The 19,547-nt window shown below is 67.0% G+C and carries 18 protein-coding genes; all 18 read left to right on the plus strand.

Going from position 1 to position 19,547, the window contains the following annotated elements; all coding sequences use genetic code 11:
• The first annotated feature begins 24 nt into the window (after positions 1-24).
• The 18 genes from PKE80_RS23330 (at position 25) to ftsA (ending at position 19,404) form a co-directional block, all read left to right on the plus strand.
• Positions 25-408: a hypothetical protein gene (locus PKE80_RS23330; RefSeq protein ID WP_271184578.1), complete on the plus strand. Its 384-nt coding sequence runs from the start codon at positions 25-27 to the stop codon at positions 406-408.
• 163 nt (positions 409-571) lie between these two features.
• Positions 572-1,267, plus strand: coding sequence for a Gldg family protein (locus PKE80_RS23335; protein ID WP_271184579.1), 696 nt, complete (start codon positions 572-574; stop codon positions 1,265-1,267).
• Between the two features lie 354 nt (positions 1,268-1,621).
• Positions 1,622-2,128, plus strand: coding sequence for a division/cell wall cluster transcriptional repressor MraZ (locus tag PKE80_RS23340; protein WP_008831098.1), 507 nt, complete (start codon positions 1,622-1,624; stop codon positions 2,126-2,128).
• Positions 2,125-3,141, plus strand: a complete 1,017-nt coding sequence (gene rsmH / locus PKE80_RS23345; RefSeq protein WP_037520089.1) for a 16S rRNA (cytosine(1402)-N(4))-methyltransferase RsmH — start codon at positions 2,125-2,127, stop codon at positions 3,139-3,141. Before PKE80_RS23340 ends, rsmH begins: the two co-directional genes overlap by 4 nt.
• The gene (locus tag PKE80_RS23350) at positions 3,138-3,692 is read left to right on the plus strand and encodes a hypothetical protein (protein ID WP_008831100.1); all 555 of its coding nucleotides are present in this window, start codon (positions 3,138-3,140) and stop codon (positions 3,690-3,692) included. Before rsmH ends, PKE80_RS23350 begins: the two co-directional genes overlap by 4 nt.
• Positions 3,689-5,464 (plus strand): peptidoglycan D,D-transpeptidase FtsI family protein, encoded by a 1,776-nt coding sequence (locus tag PKE80_RS23355; RefSeq protein WP_271184580.1) that lies wholly within the window; start codon positions 3,689-3,691, stop codon positions 5,462-5,464. The genes PKE80_RS23350 and PKE80_RS23355 overlap by 4 nt, the downstream gene beginning before the upstream one ends.
• Positions 5,461-6,921, plus strand: coding sequence for a UDP-N-acetylmuramoyl-L-alanyl-D-glutamate--2,6-diaminopimelate ligase (locus PKE80_RS23360; RefSeq protein ID WP_271184581.1), 1,461 nt, complete (start codon positions 5,461-5,463; stop codon positions 6,919-6,921). The genes PKE80_RS23355 and PKE80_RS23360 overlap by 4 nt, the downstream gene beginning before the upstream one ends.
• Before the next feature lie 3 nt (positions 6,922-6,924).
• A complete protein-coding gene (locus tag PKE80_RS23365; RefSeq protein WP_271184582.1) occupies positions 6,925-8,382 on the plus strand; it encodes a UDP-N-acetylmuramoyl-tripeptide--D-alanyl-D-alanine ligase in 1,458 nt (485 codons plus the stop codon).
• Between the two features lie 17 nt (positions 8,383-8,399).
• Positions 8,400-9,470, plus strand: coding sequence for a phospho-N-acetylmuramoyl-pentapeptide-transferase (mraY, locus tag PKE80_RS23370; protein ID WP_036526256.1), 1,071 nt, complete (start codon positions 8,400-8,402; stop codon positions 9,468-9,470).
• A gap of 13 nt (positions 9,471-9,483) precedes the next feature.
• Positions 9,484-10,836 (plus strand): UDP-N-acetylmuramoyl-L-alanine--D-glutamate ligase, encoded by a 1,353-nt coding sequence (murD, locus tag PKE80_RS23375; RefSeq protein ID WP_271184583.1) that lies wholly within the window; start codon positions 9,484-9,486, stop codon positions 10,834-10,836.
• Complete coding sequence (locus PKE80_RS23380; RefSeq protein ID WP_271184584.1) at positions 10,836-12,026, plus strand: FtsW/RodA/SpoVE family cell cycle protein; 1,191 nt, start codon at positions 10,836-10,838, stop codon at positions 12,024-12,026. Before murD ends, PKE80_RS23380 begins: the two co-directional genes overlap by 1 nt.
• Positions 12,023-13,282, plus strand: coding sequence for an undecaprenyldiphospho-muramoylpentapeptide beta-N-acetylglucosaminyltransferase (gene murG / locus PKE80_RS23385; RefSeq protein WP_271184585.1), 1,260 nt, complete (start codon positions 12,023-12,025; stop codon positions 13,280-13,282). Before PKE80_RS23380 ends, murG begins: the two co-directional genes overlap by 4 nt.
• 121 nt (positions 13,283-13,403) lie before the next feature.
• Positions 13,404-14,825 (plus strand): UDP-N-acetylmuramate--L-alanine ligase, encoded by a 1,422-nt coding sequence (gene murC, locus PKE80_RS23390; RefSeq protein WP_271184586.1) that lies wholly within the window; start codon positions 13,404-13,406, stop codon positions 14,823-14,825.
• Complete coding sequence (murB, locus tag PKE80_RS23395; RefSeq protein ID WP_271184587.1) at positions 14,822-15,721, plus strand: UDP-N-acetylmuramate dehydrogenase; 900 nt, start codon at positions 14,822-14,824, stop codon at positions 15,719-15,721. The genes murC and murB overlap by 4 nt, the downstream gene beginning before the upstream one ends.
• A complete protein-coding gene (locus PKE80_RS23400; RefSeq protein ID WP_008830199.1) occupies positions 15,718-16,233 on the plus strand; it encodes a DUF4262 domain-containing protein in 516 nt (171 codons plus the stop codon). The genes murB and PKE80_RS23400 overlap by 4 nt, the downstream gene beginning before the upstream one ends.
• Positions 16,230-17,174, plus strand: a complete 945-nt coding sequence (locus PKE80_RS23405) for a D-alanine--D-alanine ligase (protein ID WP_271184588.1) — start codon at positions 16,230-16,232, stop codon at positions 17,172-17,174. The genes PKE80_RS23400 and PKE80_RS23405 overlap by 4 nt, the downstream gene beginning before the upstream one ends.
• On the plus strand, positions 17,171-18,124 hold the full coding sequence (locus PKE80_RS23410) for a cell division protein FtsQ/DivIB (RefSeq protein WP_271184589.1): 954 nt from the start codon (positions 17,171-17,173) through the stop codon (positions 18,122-18,124). Before PKE80_RS23405 ends, PKE80_RS23410 begins: the two co-directional genes overlap by 4 nt.
• The gene (ftsA, locus tag PKE80_RS23415) at positions 18,124-19,404 is read left to right on the plus strand and encodes a cell division protein FtsA (protein ID WP_008830196.1); all 1,281 of its coding nucleotides are present in this window, start codon (positions 18,124-18,126) and stop codon (positions 19,402-19,404) included. The genes PKE80_RS23410 and ftsA overlap by 1 nt, the downstream gene beginning before the upstream one ends.
• Positions 19,405-19,547: the final 143 nt, after the last annotated feature.

Raw genomic sequence — 19,547 nt, forward strand, 5'->3', positions numbered from 1 at the left:
CACGGCAGGAAAACGTCCGCCTATATGATCGAGTCGCATTCAATTCTTGAGCCCTTGCAGACGGCGCAGCACTTCACGCCGCCCACTACCCGTGAACTGAGGTCGCAGGCCGTCTATCGGTTGCAGATCGGGCTGTTCGGTTTGTGCGCGATGCTGCTGATCGTCGGCCTTGCCAACGTGATTCGCGACAGGATTCGGCTCACCGATACGGTGGACCCGATCCAGGATGTGGTCGCGGTCGATGCCAAGCCGACGAAGACTGCCAGCGATCCGCTCGCGGACATCGGCGTGGTCCCGGCGGCCGATCCCAGCCCTACGCCGACGCCCACCCAGAATCCGGGCGCCTCGACGTCCCCGACGCCGGGTATGGACATGACCGGCTCACCCTCGGCGCAGACGTCGCCCTGACCATCTTCAGTCATTGCGAGCGCAGCGAAGCAATCCAGGGTATCGCAAGCCGCGCTGGATTGCTTCGCTGCGCTCGCAATGACGAAGGGGTGTTGGGATGAAGGGCTGGCGTGCGAGCCCTTTGATTGCGGGGCTTCTGCTTGCCGCATGCGGGCAGGGTGCTGTGCCCCGGCCGCAAGGCGAAGAGGTCATCGGCCTCTACTCCAGCCTGCCGATTGCGTGGAACGAGAGTAAGGACATCAAGGGGCTTCTTGCCGACGACAGCGCGCCGCACTGGGCGCTGGAGATCCTGCGTGCGCAAGGTCGCGCGATTCCGCTCGATACGCTGGCCAATGCGCAAGGCGGGCTGCCGCTGCCCGAGAATGGCGTGCTGGTGCTTGCCCAGCCGCGTCCACTGACGGCGCAGGAGAACGTCGCGCTCGATGCCTGGGTGCGTGGGGGCGGGCGAGTGCTGCTGTTCGTGGACCCGATGCTCACCGTGCATTCCCGGTTCGGCCCCGGTGATCCCCGGCGGCCGCAGGACATCGCCATGCTCTCTCCGATCCTTGCGCGCTGGGGACTACAACTGCAGTTCGACGACACGCAGGAGGCCGGAGAGCGGCTGGAAGGCGGCATTCCCGTCAATCTTGCAGGCCGGTTCAAACCTTTGGGGAAATCCGGGGGCGGCTCGGGGCAAGCCGGGGATGCGGTTGCCGAGTGCCGAATCGAGGCGCGGGGATTGCGCGCCGACTGCGTCTCGGGGAAGGGGCGCATTCTTGCGCTGGCAGATGCGGCCGTGCTCGAAAATCCTGATGAATCGGCAGATTTGGCCGCCAGGCAGGCGCTTCTGGCCGATTTTCTGCATCGTCTCGCCAAGTAGCAACCCGCCGGGAATATTGGGGACGAACTCCCTGAAACCGGGGATGGTGCGGGATCAGCGCGGGAAAGACGGAATCTTTCTGATTCTCAACGATATTGTGCGATAGTCGGCGCCCCGGATTCATGAAACGTTCCGCCACGGTTCGCCGCAAGTCCCACATTTCGGCGCAAAAGTGCCCGTTCATCCCCATATTTCCCTTTAATCCCCGACATTCCCGATATAGAACCACTGTCAATCGGAAAGGCTGATTCCTGCCGTGCCCGCCTTGGGTCACGGAAACCGGCGCGCATGCGTCGCCGGGCGAGGGGGTCTTCATGTTCCGGGACGGCAACTTAGGGGCGATTTCGGACAGTCATGGCGGGGCAGCCATACATCTACAGCGGACCGGGCTTCTCGCTTCTGCGCGACAAGAACCGCTTCGTGCTGCCCAAGGAGCTTCGCTCTCCCGTACGGGATTCGAGCGGCAAGGACGTTCTGTGCCTTGCCAAGCACGCCGACTGGAAGTGCCTCGTCGGTTTCGGCCTCTCCCGTGTCGAGGATTTCGAAACCCAGCTCGATGCCGAGCAGGTGCGTGCAGACACCGCCGGCAAGCCCTTCAATCGCGATAGCCGCGCGATGCAGCTCTACAACTTCCAGCAGGTGCCCTTCGACGGCAGCGGCCGCTTCACCATGCCCGAGGCGCTCGCCGGTCTCGCCGCCGTGGGGGAGCAGCTGTTCTTCCAGGGCATCGGCCGCACCGGCATCCTGATCTGGAACCCCGACGAACTCTACAAGCACGCCGAAGACCCTGCGTTCGAGGCCGCCATCGCCACCTGCCGCTCGTTGCAGGAAGCCGAAATCGCAAAGGCCAAGAAGTCGTGAGTGCCCCCGGAATTCCCCATATTCCCGTGCTCCTTGAGGAGGTGGTCGCCGCCCTGAACCCCCGGGGCGGCGACCTCATCGTCGATGCGACGCTGGGTGCCGGTGGCTATACCCGCCGCCTGCTCGACGAGGGCGCGACGGTGCATGCCTTCGATCGCGATCCCGATGCGATCGCCGCTGTGCAAAACAATCCGGGGAAATGGCCCGAACTCGCCAGCAATCCGCCGCGCCTCGTGTTGCACGCCCGCCGCTTCTCCGAAATGGTCGAAGGCCTTGGAGATGTGGGGGTCGACAAGGTTGACGGCGTGGTGATGGACATCGGCGTGTCCTCGATGCAGCTCGATCAGGCGGGGCGCGGGTTCGCGTTCGGTTCTGACGGCCCGCTCGACATGCGCATGAGCCAGGACGGCATGTCCGCCGCCGACTTCGTCAACGAAGCGGACGAGGCGCAGATCGCCGACGTGCTCTACCTCTATGGCGAGGAACGCCAGTCGCGCCGTCTCGCCCGCGCCATCGTGGCCGCGCGGCCGCTGGAGACGACCGGTGACCTTGCCCGCGTGGTCCGCAAGGCGCTGGGGTACAATCCCGCCTACAAGGGCAGCAATGCGCCCAAGGACCCGGCGATCCGCACCTTCCAGGCGATCCGCATCCATGTAAACGGCGAACTGGACGAACTGGACGCGGCGCTGGAGGCTTCCGAGACGCTGCTGCAGGGCGGAGGGCGGCTGGCGGTGGTGACGTTCCACAGCCTCGAGGACCGCAAGGTGAAGCGCTTCCTGCGCGATGCCAGCAGCGCCGGTCAGTCCACCTCGCGCCATCTGCCGCAGACGGCCACCGCGCCCGCACCTTTCGAGAAGGTGTCGAAGGGCGTGCGTCCCGGCGAGGCGGAGCTGGAAGTGAACCCGCGCTCGCGCTCCGCCACGCTGCGTAGCGCGGTCCGTACAAGTACCCCCCCCAGGAATCCAAGCTCACCCGAGCCTTATGGCACCCCCGGCCGAAGGAAAGTCGCATGAACCTTACCAGTGATCGGATCCGATCGATCGGCTGGGTCTCGGTCCTCGTTGTCTGCTTTGCGGGCACCGTGGGCCTGACGCTGCGCGTGAACGCGGTGAAGAGCCAGGTCCACGATACCGACAAGAAGATCGTCTGGGTCAAGCGCGACATCGACTTCCTCCAGACCGAGTTCCAGACCCGCTCCAACCAGCAGGCGCTGCGCGACCTCAACGATCTGGAATTCGGCTACAAGGCGCCCACCGCCGGCCAGTACATCGAAGGCGAGCGCCAGCTGGCCGCGCTCGGCGTGCCCGCTGGGCCGGGTGCGCCGGCGCCGATCCGCTATGCCAATGCCGAAGTGCCGGGTGGCGCTTCGGGCGATGGTTCGAAGGGTGAGGGCGGCTCGCTGCTCGCAATGGTTTCGCCGGTCGCGGGGGCGACGGCGGCTGCCATTACCGACAAGCCGAAGTCGGAAACCCGCGACCCGGAGCGCGAGGCGATCGCGCGTGACGCCGCGGCGCTCGGCAAGCGCCTGGCCCGCATCGAAGTGGCGGAGGCTGCCCAGCAGTGAACGCCCCGGCGTTTCCCCTCGGGACGATCCCCACCACTGTCTCGGTCGGCCGCCGCCGCCTGGTGAACGTGCGCCAGCGCTCGCTGCTCACGGCGAAGGCGCGCATGCTGTGGATCCTGGCCGTCTTCATGCTGGTGACGGTGCTGGCGCTTTTCCGCATCGTCTATCTCGGCTTCACCGGCGTCGGCCCGCGTCAGGGCGATCTGGCCGACATGCTGATCCCCGCGCGCGGCGACATCGTCGACCGCAACGGCGTGCCGCTGGCGCGCGACTTCCGCGTCTATTCGCTCTGGTACAACCCCAAGGCGATGACCGAGGGCTCGGCGCTGATCCACTCGCCGGAAGAGGTGACCGCGGGCCTGCTGCGCATCTTCCCCGATCTCGACCGCGACGAAATCCTCGCCAAGCTGCGGGCCGGAAAGCCTGCGTACCTCCGCAAGTCGCTGTTGCCCGAGGACGCGAACAAGGTTCACGCGCTGGGCGAACCGGCGCTGGAATTCCCGCTGGAGGCGACCCGCTTCTACCCGCAGGGGTCGATGGCGGCGCACGTGCTCGGCTATGTCGACAGCTACGGCAAGGGCAAGGTCGGCATGGAGGAGGCCTTCAACGACCAGCTCATCAGCCCCGAAGGCCGCACCGGCCACGCGACGCTGTCGATCGACTTCCGCGTGCAGAGCGCGCTGGAGGACGAACTGGCCCGCGCGATGCAGCTCAGCGCCGCCAAGGGCGCGGCGGGCGTGGTGCTCGACGTGGACAGCGGCGAGATTCTCGCGCTGGCCTCGCTGCCCTCGTTCGATCCGAACCACGTGAAGCCGACCGACATGGTGATCTCCGCCGAGGAAGCGCGCAACGGCGACGTGCCGCACGGTTTCAACCGCGTGACCAACCAGGTCTACGAACTGGGCTCCACCTTCAAGCCGATCACCGTCGCCGCCGCGCTCGACGCGGGCGTGGTGACCGATCTTGGCAAGCAGTGGCCCGCGACGCCGCTGCATGTCGGCCGCTTCACCATCCACGACCTGCACAACTACGGCGCCTCGCTGAACGTGCCGGAGACGCTGATCCATTCGTCCAACACGGTGACCGCGCGCATCGCCGACGAACTGGGCGGCGTGCGGCTCAAGAAGACGATGGAAGCGCTGGGCATGAACCAGCGGCCTTACGTGGAACTGCCCGCGAAGGGCTTCCCGATCTGGCCGCGCGGTGAGTGGCCGCGTTTGCGCACGATGACCGTCGCTTATGGCCACGGCATCGCGGTGACGCCGCTGCATCTGGCCTCGGCTTATGCGGCGCTGGTCAACGGCGGCATCTGGCGTCCGGCCACGCTCAAGAAGCTCGCCCCTGCCGACGTGCCCGCGGGTCGCCGCGTGTTCACCGCCGCTACCAGCGCCCGCGTACGTCAGCTGCTGCGCATGATCGTGCAGTACGGCACCGGCCGCAAGGCGGACGCCCCGGGTTTCCGCGTCGGCGGCAAGACGGGTTCGGCCGAGAAGCCGGGCGTGGGCGGCTATCGCCATCACTCGCTGATCGCGACGTTCGCCTCGGCCTTCCCGATGGACAAGCCGCGCTACGTCGTGATCGCCATGATGGACGAGCCGCAGGGCACTGCCGCCACCTCGTACCAGCGCACCGCCGCCTGGAACGCCGCTCCGGTGATCCAGCGCGTGGTCCCGCGCATCGGGCCTTTGCTGGGCGTCATGCCCGACGAGACCCGCGACATCGACACTACCGATCTGCGGCCGCTGGTGCCGCAGGGGAGCGACGGAGAATGAAGCTTTCGGCCCTTTGTGCTGCAGCCGGACTGCCTGCGATTGACGGCGACGCCAACGTCACCGGTTTCGCGATCGACAATCGCAAGGTCGCACCGGGCACCGTGTTCGGCGCATTTCGCGGCACGAAGTTCAATGGCGAGGATTTCATCGCCGCCGCCGTCAAGGCAGGCGCGGTGGCGATCGTCGCGCATCCTGATGCGGTGGTCGAAGGCGCGATCCACTTCGCGGACGAGGAGCCGCGCCGTCTGTTCGCGCAGTTGGCAGCGCCGTTCTTCGCGCCGGTGCCCGATACGCTGGTGGCGGTGACCGGCACCAACGGCAAGACCTCCACCGTGGAACTCACGCGCCAGCTCTGGCGCATGGCGGGCGAACGCGCCGCCTCGATCGGCACGCTGGGCGTGACGACAGGGGACGAAACCGTCTCCACCGGCCTGACCACGCCTGACATCGCGACCTTCCTCGCCAACCTCTCGGGGCTGGCGCGCGAGGGTGTCACGCATGTCGCCTACGAAGCGTCGAGCCACGGGTTGTCGCAGTTCCGCATCGAGGGGCCGCGAGTGATGGCGGGCGCCTTCACCAATCTCAGCCGTGATCACCTCGACTATCATGCGACGATGGACGAGTACTTCGCCGCGAAGATGCGTCTGTTCGACGAAGTCGTGGTTGACGGCGGCACGGCGGTCGTCTGGGCCGACGATGTGTGGTCAGACAAGGCGATCGAGCATGCGAAGGCGCGCGGCCTCACGCTATTCACCGTGGGCGAGAAGGGTGAAGCGATCCGCCTCGTCAAGCGCACGCCCACGAGCCTCGGCCAGACGCTGGAGATCGAATTTGAGGGCAAGGCGCGCAAGATCGACTTGCCGCTGATCGGCGCTTATCAGGCCGCCAACTCGCTGGTGGCAGCGGGGCTGGTGATCGCCAGCGGCGGCGATGCCGACGCGACGTTCGACGCGATGAAGCGCCTCGTAACGGTACGCGGCCGGATCGAGCGGGCGGGTCTCAACACGAACGGCGCGCCGATCTACGTCGATTACGCGCATACGCCCGATGCTTTGGAAGCCGCCATCGCGGCGCTACGTCCGCATGTGACGGGCAGGCTCATCGCCGTGTTCGGCGCGGGCGGCGATCGGGATCAGGGCAAGCGCCCGGAAATGGGCAAAGTGGCGAGCGCGGGGGCGGACCTCGCCATCGTCACCGACGACAATCCGCGCGGGGAAGACCCGGCGACCATCCGGGCGATGATCCTTGCCGGGATGGAAGCGGGTGCGCGGGAAGTGGGCGACCGGCGCGAGGCGATTCGTCTCGCTGTCGCCGAGGCCGGTGCGGGGGACGTCGTCCTCATCGCCGGCAAGGGGCACGAACAGGGGCAGATCATCGGCAGCGGGGACACTGTCCGCGTCCTGCCATTCGACGACGTCACCGTGGCCAGGGAAATGGCCGGTTCACTGGGAAGGTAGGACATGAACGCCATCACCCGGATACTCGACTGGCCCGCCGCGCCGCTGGAGGACAATCCGCTGGTCCTGTGGGACGCAGACGCCATCGCGCGCGCGGTGAAGGGGGAGGCGAGCACGGACTTCACCGTTTCCGGCGTCGAGATCGACAGCCGCGACGTCCAGCCCGGCGACCTGTTCTTCGCGCTCAAGGGCGAGGCGATGGACGGCCACCGCTTCGTCGAGGCCGCCTTCGCCAAGGGCGCGGCCGCCGTGGTGGTGGACCGCCCGGTCGATGGCCCGCATATCCTCGTCGAAGACACGATGGAGGCGCTCGAACGCCTCGGCGCGGCGGCTCGCCTACGCGCGCGTGGCCCGATCATCGGCGTCACCGGCTCGGTCGGCAAGACGGGTGTGAAGGAGATGATCTTCGCCGCGCTCGACCGCTCCAGCCGGGGGGACGCGCACCGTTCGGTCAAGAGCTACAACAACCACGTCGGCGTCCCGCTCAGTCTTGCTCGCATGCCCAGTCGCGCGCGCTACGGCATTTTCGAGATGGGCATGAACCACGCGGGTGAGATCGCCGCGCTGACCCGGCAGGTTCGCCCGAACGTCGCGCTCATCACCACGATCGCGCCCGCGCACATCGAGATGCTCGGTTCCGAAGAGGCCATCGCCGACGCCAAGGCGGAAATCTTCGAGGGACTGGAAGAGGGCGGCACCGCCGTCATCCCCGCCGACAGCCCGCACTTCCTGCGCCTGCGCGATGCGGCGCTGGCCTTGGGTGCGAAGGTCGTGTCGTTCGGCAAGGCGGCGGATGCGGACGTACGGCTGCTCGATGCGGTGCCCGCGATCGGCGGCGGCTCGCTCGTCACCATCGACATGGGCGACCGGCGCGTGTGCTACACCGTCGCCGCGCCCGGAGAGCATCAGGCGATCAACTCGCTGGCCGTCATGGCTGCGGTACGTGCCGTTAAGGGCGATCTGGGTGCCGCTGGGGTCGCGCTTGCCGAGATGGGCGGGCTGGCCGGTCGCGGCGCGCGGATGGAGATCGATGTAGAGGGCGGTAAGGCCCTGCTGATCGACGAAAGCTACAACGCGAACCCCGCCTCGATGCGCGCCACGCTGGCGCAGCTGGGGCGCACGCCCGCCCATCGCCGGATCGCCGTTCTCGGCGCGATGAAGGAACTGGGCAGCCACGGTCCCGACTACCATGCCGGCCTTGCCGAACCGATCCGCGAGGCGGGTGTCGACTACGCGATTCTGGTCGGCGACGAGATGACCGCATTAGCGGTGGAACTGGGGAAATCCAGGGCTTCCGGCCTTGGCAAACCGGTGGCATTCGCCCATTGCGCAAGTGTGCGGGAAGCTGTCGAAACCTTGCGCGCTTTCGGCCTCGAACGGGATGACGCCATCCTTGTGAAGGGCTCGAATTCGGTGGGTCTGGCAGCACTCGTGACGGCGCTAGGAAAGACGGAAGGGTAGGGGCGAAAGCCCGCAAGATGCTGTATCTCATCGCAGAATGGTTCCACTACGAGGGACTGTCCAACCTCTTCCGCTACCAGACGTTCCGTTCGGGCGCCGCCTTCATGACGGCGCTGGTGATCGGCCTGATCATCGGCCCCAAGTTCATCAACATGCTGCGAGTCCGCCAGGGCAAGGGCCAGCCGATCCGCGAGGACGGCCCGCAGAGCCACCTCGCCAAGCGCGGCACGCCCACGATGGGCGGGTTGATGATCCTGACCGCGCTGATCGGCTCGATGATCCTGTTCATGGACGTGACCAACCCGTTCGTCTGGGCCTGCGTGGCGGTGACGGTGGGCTTCGGCGCGATCGGCTTCCTTGACGACTACGACAAGGTGACCAAGCGCCACCACGCCGGATTGTCGAGCAAGATCAGGCTGCTGTTGGAATTCGTGGTGGCGGGCATCGCGTCCTACATCATCGTCAGCCAGCTGAATACGAACCTTTACGTGCCGTTCCTGTCGGGCCGCTACATTCCGCTCGGCCCGTTCTACTACGTCTTCGCCGCCGTGGTGATCGTGGGTGCGGGCAACGCGGTGAACCTGACCGACGGCCTCGACGGCCTCGCGACGATGCCGGTCATCATCGCGGCGGGCACTTTCGCGATCATCTGCTACCTCGCGGGCCGCGTCGATTACGCCACCTACCTCGGCATTCCGCACGTTCCGCGCGCGGGTGAACTGGCGATCTTCTGCGCCGGGATCATGGGGGCGGGCCTCGCCTTCCTGTGGTTCAACGCGCCGCCTGCGGCCGTGTTCATGGGCGACACCGGCAGCCTCGCCCTCGGCGGCGCTTTGGGGTGCATCGCGGTCGCCGCGCATCACGAGATCGTGCTGGCGGTGGTCGGCGGGCTGTTCGTGCTGGAAGCGGCCTCGGTCATCATCCAGGTCTTCTGGTTCAAGCGCACCGGCCGCCGCGTGTTCCGCATGGCGCCGATCCACCACCACTTCGAGCAGAAAGGCTGGAAGGAATCGACCGTCGTGATCCGCTTCTGGATCATCTCGATCGTCCTTGCGGTGCTGGGCCTCGCCACTCTGAAACTGCGTTGAGGAGGGCAGGCGCGTGATCGTCTCCCCCATCTTCGCCGGCAAGCGCTACGCGGTCCTCGGCCTTGCGCGTTCGGGCCTTACCGCCGTCGCCACGCTGGTGGAGAGCGGGGCGAACGTCATGGCCTGGGACAGCCGCGACGAAGCGCGCCAGCAGCTGTGCGAGTGGACCGACTGCGGCAAGGTGGAACTGGCCGACCCGGTCAGCGCCGACATTACCGGCTATGACGGCGTCGTCGTCTCGCCCGGCATTCCGCTGAACCGCCACCCCATCGCCGAAGCCGCAGAGCGGGCGGGCGTCCCAGTGATCGGCGACATCGAACTTTTCGCGCTGGCCCGCGCCAGCCTGCCCGCGCACCGCGTGGTCGGCATTACCGGCACCAACGGCAAGTCCACCACGACCTCGCTGGTCTGCCACCTTCTCGAAGTCGCGGGCGTTCCGGCGCGCGCGGGCGGCAATATCGGCGTGCCGGTGCTCGGCCCTGAGCCCTTGCCCGAGGGCGGCGTCTACGTGCTCGAACTGTCGAGCTACCAGATCGACATCACCCGCAGCCTCGACTGCGACGTGGCGGCGCTGCTCAACATCACCCCCGACCACCTCGACCGCTACGAGGGGTTCGAGGCTTACGCCGCCTCCAAGGGGCGCCTCTTCTCCATGCAGGGGCGCGAGCGGCAGGCCGTGTTCGGTGTCGGCGACAAGGAGACGCGGTCGATCGCCCATATCGAGGCCGCGCGCCGCGCGCCCGGTCTGGTTCGCTTCGCGGACGGGGCCGACCTCGTCGAGATCCAGAAGGAATGGCCCTCGCTGCAGGGGCCGCACAATCTCCAGAACGCCGCCGTGGCCGTCGCCATCGTCGAGGCGCTGGGGGTGAAGAAGGCGCAGTGGCGCAAGGGCCTGCGCACTTTCAGCGGATTGCCGCACCGCATGGAGCGCGTGGCCGTCGCGAACGGCGTCACTTACATCAACGATTCCAAGGCGACCAATCCGGCCTCCACCGCGCCCGCGATCGCGGCGTTTCCGCCCGATCCGGAGCCGCGCATCCACTGGATCGTCGGGGGCCTGCCCAAGGGCGACAACCTCGACGAATGTGCACCGTTCTTCGGCAATATCGCTGCCGCCTACACCATCGGTGACGCGGGGCCGCTCTTTGCGGAAATCCTCTCGCCCTACACGCAGGTCCATCGCAGCGAGATGATGGCCGAGGCGATCCGTCAGGCGATGGTCGCGGCGAAGCCCGGCGACGTCGTCATGCTGTCACCGGCCTGCGCCAGCTTCGACCAGTTCCGCGACTATGAGGCGCGGGGTGACGTGTTTCGCCAGATCGTCGAAGCGCTTTTGGCCGAAAACGCCAAAGGGGAGCAGGACTGATGGCCACCCTTGCGCAAGGCCCGAACGCGCAGCGCTACAATCGTAACCGTCGCAGCCAGATCGCGATCTGGTGGCAGGAGATCGACCGGCCCACGCTGGTCCTCGTGCTGATCCTGATGGCGATCGGCGCGGTGGCGGTGGCGGCAGGATCGCCCGCCAGCGCTAAGCGCCTGTCGACCTCGGCGGAGCAGCTGCGTTCGCTGCACTTCTTCTACCTGCACATGCGCTGGCAGTTGCTGGGGCTTGCGGCGATGTTCTGGGCCTCCAGCCTGACCAAGGAGAGCGCCCGGCGCTTCGGCATCCTGCTCGGCGCGGCGATGCTGTTCGCGCTGGTGCTGGTGCCGATCGTCGGGTCCGAGGTGAACGGCGCCAAGCGCTGGCTGCGGTTCGGCATCTCGCTCCAGCCGTCGGAATTCCTCAAGTGCGGCTGGCCGATCCTGCTGGCATGGATCGTCTCGTGGCGCGCGCGTGATCCGCAGATTCCGGTCGTCGGCATCTGCTTCGCGGTTATGGGTCTGCTTGGTGCGCTGCTGATGCTCCAGCCGGACTTCGGCTCGACGATGCTGTTTTCCGGCGCGTTTCTGGTGATGATCCTGCTGTCGGGCATCGACGTGAAGCGCATCGGCATGTTCGCGGGCGCAGGCATCGCGGGCCTTGTCCTGATGTATTTCACTTATGACAACGGCCGCAACCGCATCGACAACTTCCTGTTCGGCGGCTCGGCATTCGACCAGGTGGACCTCGCCCAGCGCACGCTGCTCAACGGCGGGTGGACCGGGCTCGGCTTCTGGATGGGCACGCGCAAGATGGCGCTGCCCGAGGCGCATACCGACTACATCTTCTCCGTCATCGGCGAGGAGTTCGGGTTGCTCGCCTGCATGGTCATCGTGGTGCTCTACCTCGCGATCCTGACGCGGGTGATCCTGCGATTGGTGGACGAGGAAGACCTGTTCACGGTGCTCGCCGCATCGGGCTTCGCCGCGCAGTTCGGCGGGCAGGCGTTCATCAACATCCTCGTCAATCTGCAGCTGTTCCCGTCCAAGGGCATGACCCTGCCGCTTATCAGCTATGGTGGTTCGTCCACCGTGGCGATGTGCCTGAGCATGGGCCTGCTGCTGGCGGTGACGCGGCGCAACCCGTTCATCCAGCGCGAGAAGTTCAGCCTGCGCGCCATCGGAGATATGTCATGAGTTCGGTTTCGCGCCACTACGTGCTTGCGGCCGGCGGCACTGGCGGACACCTGATTCCCGCCTTCGCGCTCGCCGCCGAACTGCACGCACGCGGCCACCACGTGGCGCTGGTGACCGACGAGCGCGGCGCCGCGATCCCCGGCAAGCCTGACTACCTGACCACCCACGTCCTGCCGCAGGGCCGCATCGCGGGGAAGAACCCGCTTGGCTGGCTCAAGGGCGCGAAGGGCGTGCTGGCCGGTCGCCGCATGGCGCTGCGCCTGTTCGAGAGCTTCGAGCCGACCGCCGTGGTCGGCTTCGGCGGCTATCCGGCGATGCCGACGATGCTGGCCGCGCGCGCCGCGAAGCTGCCGATCGTGCTGCATGAGCAGAACTCGGTGCTGGGCCGCGTGAACCGCTGGTTCGCCAAGAAGGTGGACGCTATCGCCACCTCGGCCGAGAAGACCGAGAAGCTGGATCCGGCGCTGGCCGGCAAGGTCACCGTCGTCGGTAACCCGGTGCGCGAGGACGTGCTGCGCCTGCGCGAGCAGCCGTACCCCGAGTTCACCGAGGACAGCCTGTTCCGCATCCTCGTCACCGGCGGCAGCCAGGGCGCGCGGGTGCTGTCGGACGTCGTGCCCGAGGGGCTGGCGATGCTGCCCCCGGCGCTCCGCTCGCGCCTTCAGGTGATCCAGCAGGCCCGCGCCGAGGACATCGAGCGCGTGCGCGAACGCTACGCCGCGCACGGCATTCCGGCGGAACTGGCGACCTATTTCGAGAACATGGCCGAGCGCCTTGCCGGTGCGCACTTGTTCATCGGCCGCTCGGGCGCCTCGACGATCGCGGAGCTGACCGCCGTGGGCCGTCCTGCGATCCTGATCCCGCTGCCTTACGCGATGGACGACCACCAGAGCGTCAACGCGCGCGAGATGGTCGCGGGCGGGGGCGCGCGGGTGATCCGCCAGCCCGCCGTCACCACCGAGAATCCCGACGCCTACAAGGGCGACAAGCGCAATGCGCTGCTCAGCGAACAGGCCGAGGTCCATCAGAAGATGGCCAAGGACTTGTGCCTGCAGATCCAGGCGATCGCCCAGCATCCTGAGACGCTGGCGAACGCCGCGCATGCCTCGTGGAACTGCGGCTATCCGAACGCCGCGCGTGATCTGGCCGACCTCGTCGAGAGCTTCGGCGCGGCGCCGATCATGGACGTCATTCGAATGGAAAAGGCTTCTGCGCCGCAAGGTGGCGAGGCTTTGGCGCGGGAGTCTGCGCTGTGATCCTTCGACAAGCTCAGGATGAGCGGAACTTTGTGTATTTGGCGGATATGACTATCATCCACGTTCTCTCCACCCCGCTCATGCTGAGCTTGTCGAAGCACCATCGGCAAGGCGCCCCCGCATGAAGGGCGTCGGCACCGAAATCGGGACCATCCATTTCGTCGGGATCGGCGGCATCGGCATGTCGGGCATCGCCGAGGTCATGCACAACCTCGGCTACTCGGTGCAGGGCAGCGACATTGCCGAGGGCTATGTCGTCGAGGGCCTGCGCGCGCGCGGCATCAAGGTCTCGATCGGCCACGCCGCCGAGAACGTCGAAGGCGCGGCGGTGGTCGTCACCTCCACGGCGGTGAAGCGTGAGAACCCCGAGGTCGTCTACGCCCTCGAACACCGCATCCCGGTGGTGCGCCGCGCGGAAATGCTGGCCGAGCTGATGCGCCTCAAGAACACCGTCGCGGTGGCGGGTACGCATGGCAAGACCACCACGACCTCGATGGTCGCGGCGCTGCTCGATGCGGGCGGCGTGGACCCGACGGTCATCAACGGCGGTATCATCAACTCCTACGGATCGAACGCCCGCCTCGGCGCCTCGGACTGGATGGTGGTCGAGGCCGACGAGAGCGACGGTTCGTTCCTGCGCCTCGACGGCACGATCGCCATCGTCACCAACATCGATCCCGAGCACCTCGATCACTACGGCTCGTTCGAGAGAATCAAGGAATCCTTCGTCGAATTCATCGAGAACGTGCCGTTCTACGGCGCGGCGATGCTGTGCATCGATCACCCCGAAGTGCAGGCGATCATCCCCAAGGTGCGCGACCGCCGCGTGGTGACCTATGGCTTCTCCGCCCAGGCCGACATTCGCGGCGAGAACGTGACCCCGATCCCCGGCGGCAACCGCTTCGACGTGGCGCTGCGCCAGCGCGACGGCAGCTTCCGCCGGATCGAAGGCATCGAACTGCCAATGCCGGGCCGCCACAACGTCCAGAACGCGCTCGCCGCCGTGGGCGTGGCGGTGGAGATGGGCTGCTCGGATGCCTGCATCCAGACCGGCTTCTCCAAGTTCGGCGGCGTGAAGCGGCGCTTCACCAAGGTCGGCGAAGTGGAACTGGATGGCGGCTCGGTCACCGTGATCGACGACTACGGCCACCACCCGGTCGAGATCCGCGCCGTGCTCGCCGCCGCGCGCGAGGGCGTCCAAAACCGCGTCATCGCCGTGGTGCAGCCGCACCGTTTCACCCGCCTGCGCGACCACATGGAAGACTTCCAGGGCGCCTTCAACGACGCCGACGTGGTCTATGCCGCGCCCGTCTACGCGGCGGGCGAGCAGCCGATCGAGGGCGTGGACAGCGCGGAGATGGTCTCGGGCATGAAGGCGCGCGGGCATCGTTCGGCGCAGATCATCGCGGGCGCGGACGCGCTGGCGGAGGTGCTGGCGGGCTCGATCCAGCCGGGCGACATGATCGTGTGCCTCGGCGCGGGCGACATCACCAAGTGGGCCGCCGGCCTTGCCGACAGCATTCGCGTGCGGAGGGCGGGGTGACACTCACGTTCGATCAGACGGCGGTTCGGGGCAAGCTGACGGCCAATGCGCCGCTGGCCCCGCTCGTCTGGTTCAAGGCGGGCGGCCATGCGCAGTGGCTGTTCGAGCCAAAGGATCTGGCCGACCTGCAGGATTTCCTGCGCGCGCTGGACCCGGCGGTGCCGCTGATGGCGCTGGGGCTCGGCTCCAACATGATCGTGCGCGATGGCGGCGTCCCCGGCGTGGTGATCCGGCTGGGCAAGGCCTTCGCCAAGGTCACCAAGGTGGATGACGTCACGCTCGACTGCGGCGGCGGGGCGAGCGGCATCCTCGTTTCCTCCACCGCGCGCGATGCGGGAATCGCGGGCGTGGAATTCCTGCGCTCGATCCCCGGCACCGTGGGCGGTTTCGTGCGGATGAACGGCGGCGCTTATGGCGGCGAGGTCAAGGACATCCTGATCGACTGCGACGTGGTGCTGCGCTCGGGCGAACTGGTGACGCTGGGCAATGCCGATCTCGGCTATACCTACCGCCATTCGCAGCTGCCCGAAGGCGCGGTGGTCGTCTCCGCGCGCTTCAAGGGCCGCCCCGGCGAGCCTGCCGCGATCCAGGCCGAGATGGACCGCATCTCCGCCGCGCGCGAGGCCAGCCAGCCGCTGCGTTCCAAGACTGGCGGCTCCACCTTCAAGAACCCCGAGGGCCACGCCGCGTGGAAGCTGGTGGACGAGGCTGGCTGCCGCGGTCTGACCATGGGCGGCGCGCAAGTGAGCGAGAAGCACACCAACTTCCTGCTCAACACTGGCGAGGCCACCAGCGAGGACATCGAGAACCTCGGCGACGAAGTGCGCCGCCGGGTGAAGGACAAGTCCGGCGTCGATCTCGAATGGGAAATTCAGCGGGTAGGAACCCGCCCATGAGAGATGATCGCCTGTCCCGCCACGAACAGCAGATTCTCGACAACATCGAGGAATTCGGCTGCCACATCACCGTCGTCACCCCGCCCGACGAACCGGACGAGGACGACGAGGATGAGGGCGAGGAACGCTTCGCCTATTCGGTCGGCTTTCGCACCAGTGTCAGCCAGCCCGAGGTGATCGTCTTCGGTTTCTCGACCGAACTCTCCGCCGCCGTCATCAACGGCTTGCTCGACATGTGCCGCGAGGGCTTCGAGATGGAGGACTGGAAGGTCGTCGATGGTCTCCTCAAGGGCCACCGCTGCGTGCTGCGCGAAGTCGAGCCGGAATGCCTGATCCCGCACTACTTCAACTCGGCGATGTGGTACGCCGAGCATGAGGGCGAGGAAATGTCCCGCGCGATGCAGATCGTCTGGCCGGGCGTGGACGACGGCCTCTTCCCCTGGGACAAGGGCTGCTCCGAAGCCGTCCGCGACCTGCAAACCCCGCTTTACCGAACGAGTCTGAATTCATGAGCCTGAATCCCTTGCATGTCGCGGTCCTGATGGGCGGTTGGTCGAGCGAACGCCCGGTCTCGCTGATGAGCGGCGAGGGCGTGGCCAAGGCTCTGGAATCGAAGGGCCACACCGTCACCCGCATCGACATGGACCGCGATGTCGCGCTGCGTCTGGCCGAGGCGAAGCCCGACGTCGTGTTCAACGCCCTCCACGGCGCGCCGGGCGAGGACGGCACAGTGCAGGGCATGATGGACCTGATGGGCCTGACTTACACCCATTCCGGCCTCGCGACTTCGGTGATCGCGATCGACAAGGAACTGACCAAGCAGGCGCTGGTCCCGCACGGCGTGCCGATGCCGGGTGGCCGCGTGGTCAAGTCCGCCGACATTCACGTGGCCGATCCGCTGCCGCGTCCTTATGTGCTGAAGCCGGTGAACGAGGGTTCGTCGGTCGGCGTCGCCATCGTCACAGCCGAGGGCAACTACGGCAACCCCATCGCGAAGGACGTGACGGGGCCGTGGCAGGAGTTCGACGAACTTCTGGCCGAGCCCTACATCCGTGGACGCGAACTGACGACCGCCGTGATCGGCGACCGCGCTCTGCTGGTGACTGAACTCAAGCCCAAGTCGGGTTTCTATGATTTCGATTCCAAGTACACTGACGGCATGACCGAGCACGTCTGCCCGGCGGACATTCCTGACGAGATCACGCAGGCCTGCAAGGACATTGCGCTGCGCTCGCACCAGTTGCTGGGTTGCAAGGGCACCAGCCGTTCGGACTTCCGCTGGGACGACACGCAGGGGATCGAGGGGCTGTTCCTGCTGGAGGTGAACACCCAGCCGGGCATGACCCCCTTGAGCCTTGTGCCCGAGCAGGCGCGCGCCTGCGGTATGGACTATCCCGAACTCGTCGAGGCGATCATTGCCGAGGCGCTAAGCGACAAAGCAAAGGCCAAATGAGCCAGACCATCCGGCGCAAGGGCACCACCGCCCGCAAGGCCGCCGCGCAGGCGGGCGCGCAGCGCAAGGTGCGCGTGGCCAAGGCGCGGACCGGGTCGGCACTCGATCAGGTCATGGCCTGGCTGCCGTTCTCCGAAGGGCAACTGCACAAAATCTTCCTCGTTGCCATCCTCGGCGGCGCGGCGGCGCTCGTCTGCGTGGTGGCGAGCTTCGCCGGACTGCCGGGGCTGGCCGGGCACCAGATGGCGCTGGTCGCGGGCCAGACCGGCTTCGAGGTGAAGCGCGTCGAAGTGCGCGGCGTCAAGAACATCAACGAACTCAAGGTCTATGAGAAGGCGCTGGCGGAGCGTGATCGCGCCATGCCCCTGGTCGATATCGAAGCGCTGCGGCAGGATCTGCTGACACTGTCGTGGGTCAAGGACGCGCGCGTCTCGCGCCAGCTGCCCGATACGCTCGTGATCGATATCGTCGAGCGCGAGCCGCATGCGGTGCTCCGCAAGGCCGATCGCTTCGTGCTGATCGACGAGACGGGCCATGAACTCGAAGCCATCAGTCGCAAGGATGCGGGCGGCAAGCTGATCGTCTCCGGCCCCGGCGCGGGGCAGCAGGTGATCGCGCTCGGGCACTTGCTGGAGGCCGCGCCTGCGATGAAGCCGCGCGTCGCCGAGGCGGAATGGATCGGCAATCGCCGCTGGAACCTGACGTTCCAGTCGGGGCAAGTGCTTGCGCTGCCCGAGGGAGATCGCGAGTCCGCCGGGGCGCTGGTCACGTTCGCGCGGCTCGACGGCACCAACCGCCTGCTCGGCGGCAAGGTGACGGCCTTCGACATGCGCGCGAAGGACCGAATCTACATGCGCGTGCCGGAGCAGGACGGGCAGGAACTGGCCTTGAAGGCGGGCTCGGTTCCGCATACCGGCGCCACCGAAACGACGGCGGGGGAAGAACAGTAATGGCCAACCAGCGCATCACCCGCGTGTTCGGCGCGGTCAACATCGGCTCCTTCCGCATCTCCGCGATCGTTGCGGGCATCAACGAGGTCGGCGACATGGTCGTGCTCGGCTCGGGGCACCGCGCCAGCCAGGGCATCAAGCGCGGCTTCGTCACCGACATGGCGGCCGCGACCTATGCCGTGCGCGACGCCATCGACCGGGCCGAGAAGATGGCCGACACCGCCGTCCAGAAGGTCTGGATCGGCTGCTCGGGGGCAGGGCTCGCCAGCCGTATCGACCAGTTCGACGCCGAAATCGGCGGCCGCCGCATCGAGCAGGAGGACATCGACCAGTTGCTCATCTCCGCCAAGGACGTGATCCAGCCGGACGGGCGCATGGTGCTGCACGCGCAGCCCGCGCAGTACCGCCTCGACGGCGCGCACGGGGTGATCGATCCCAAGGGCCTCCATGCCGAGCGCCTCGGCGTCGATATCCACATCATGCTGGCGGACGGCGCGCCGATCCGCAACCTGACCGAGGCGGTGCAGTCCGCGCACCTTGAGGTGGAGGCCGTTGTCGGCTCGCCCATCGCGGCGGGGCAGGCGTGCCTTTCGCCCGAGGAGCGCGATCTTGGCGTCGCCCTCGTCGAGTTCGGCGGCGAAGTCACCAATGTTGCGATCTACGAGCAGGGCATGCTCAAGGACATGATGTCGATCCCGATGGGCTCGGCGGATATCACCGACGCCATCGCCTCGGCCTTCGGCATCCGCCGTTTCCAGGCGGAGCGGCTTAAGTGCGTCAACGGCTCGGCCATCGCCAGCCCGCACGACCACCGCGAGATGATCCCCGTCAACGCCCCGGGCGAGGAAGGCACCGGCCCGATCGCGCGCCATGCCGACGACAAGAACCGCATCCCGCGCGCCGAACTGATCGGCGTCATCACCGGCCAACTCGGCATGCTGATGGAGGAGGTGAACAAGGCGCTCAAGACGATGCGCTTCACCGGCCAGCGCGGCAAGCAGGTGGTCTTCACCGGCGGCGGCGCGGAACTGGTGGGCCTGGCCGACTATGCGCAGGCCGCTATCGGCAAGCCCGTGCGCATCGGCCGCGTGGCGCACCTTTCGGGACTGGCCGAGGCGCATGTGAAGCCGGGCTTCTCGACGCTGGCAGGGTTGGTGCTCTACGCCGCTGCCGACCCGCAGGACATCCGCTCGCTGGGGCGCAGCCACCAGAGCACTGTTCGCCTCGGCAAGCTGGGCATGGTGGGCCGTGTCTATCAGGCTTTGCGCGAATACTTTTGACCGTTTCGAAGGCCTTGAAGACCAGCCGTGCAAACCGGACGACAAACGCGGAGGAAATGGCGGAATTGGCGGCTTTGGCTGTGGACAAAGGTTTATGATCCTTTGCCTAGACGAATCGAAGCGTGCAATCAGAGTGGTCAAGG

The organism is Novosphingobium resinovorum (assembly GCF_027922145.1).
GTDB classification, from domain to species: domain Bacteria; phylum Pseudomonadota; class Alphaproteobacteria; order Sphingomonadales; family Sphingomonadaceae; genus Novosphingobium; species Novosphingobium resinovorum.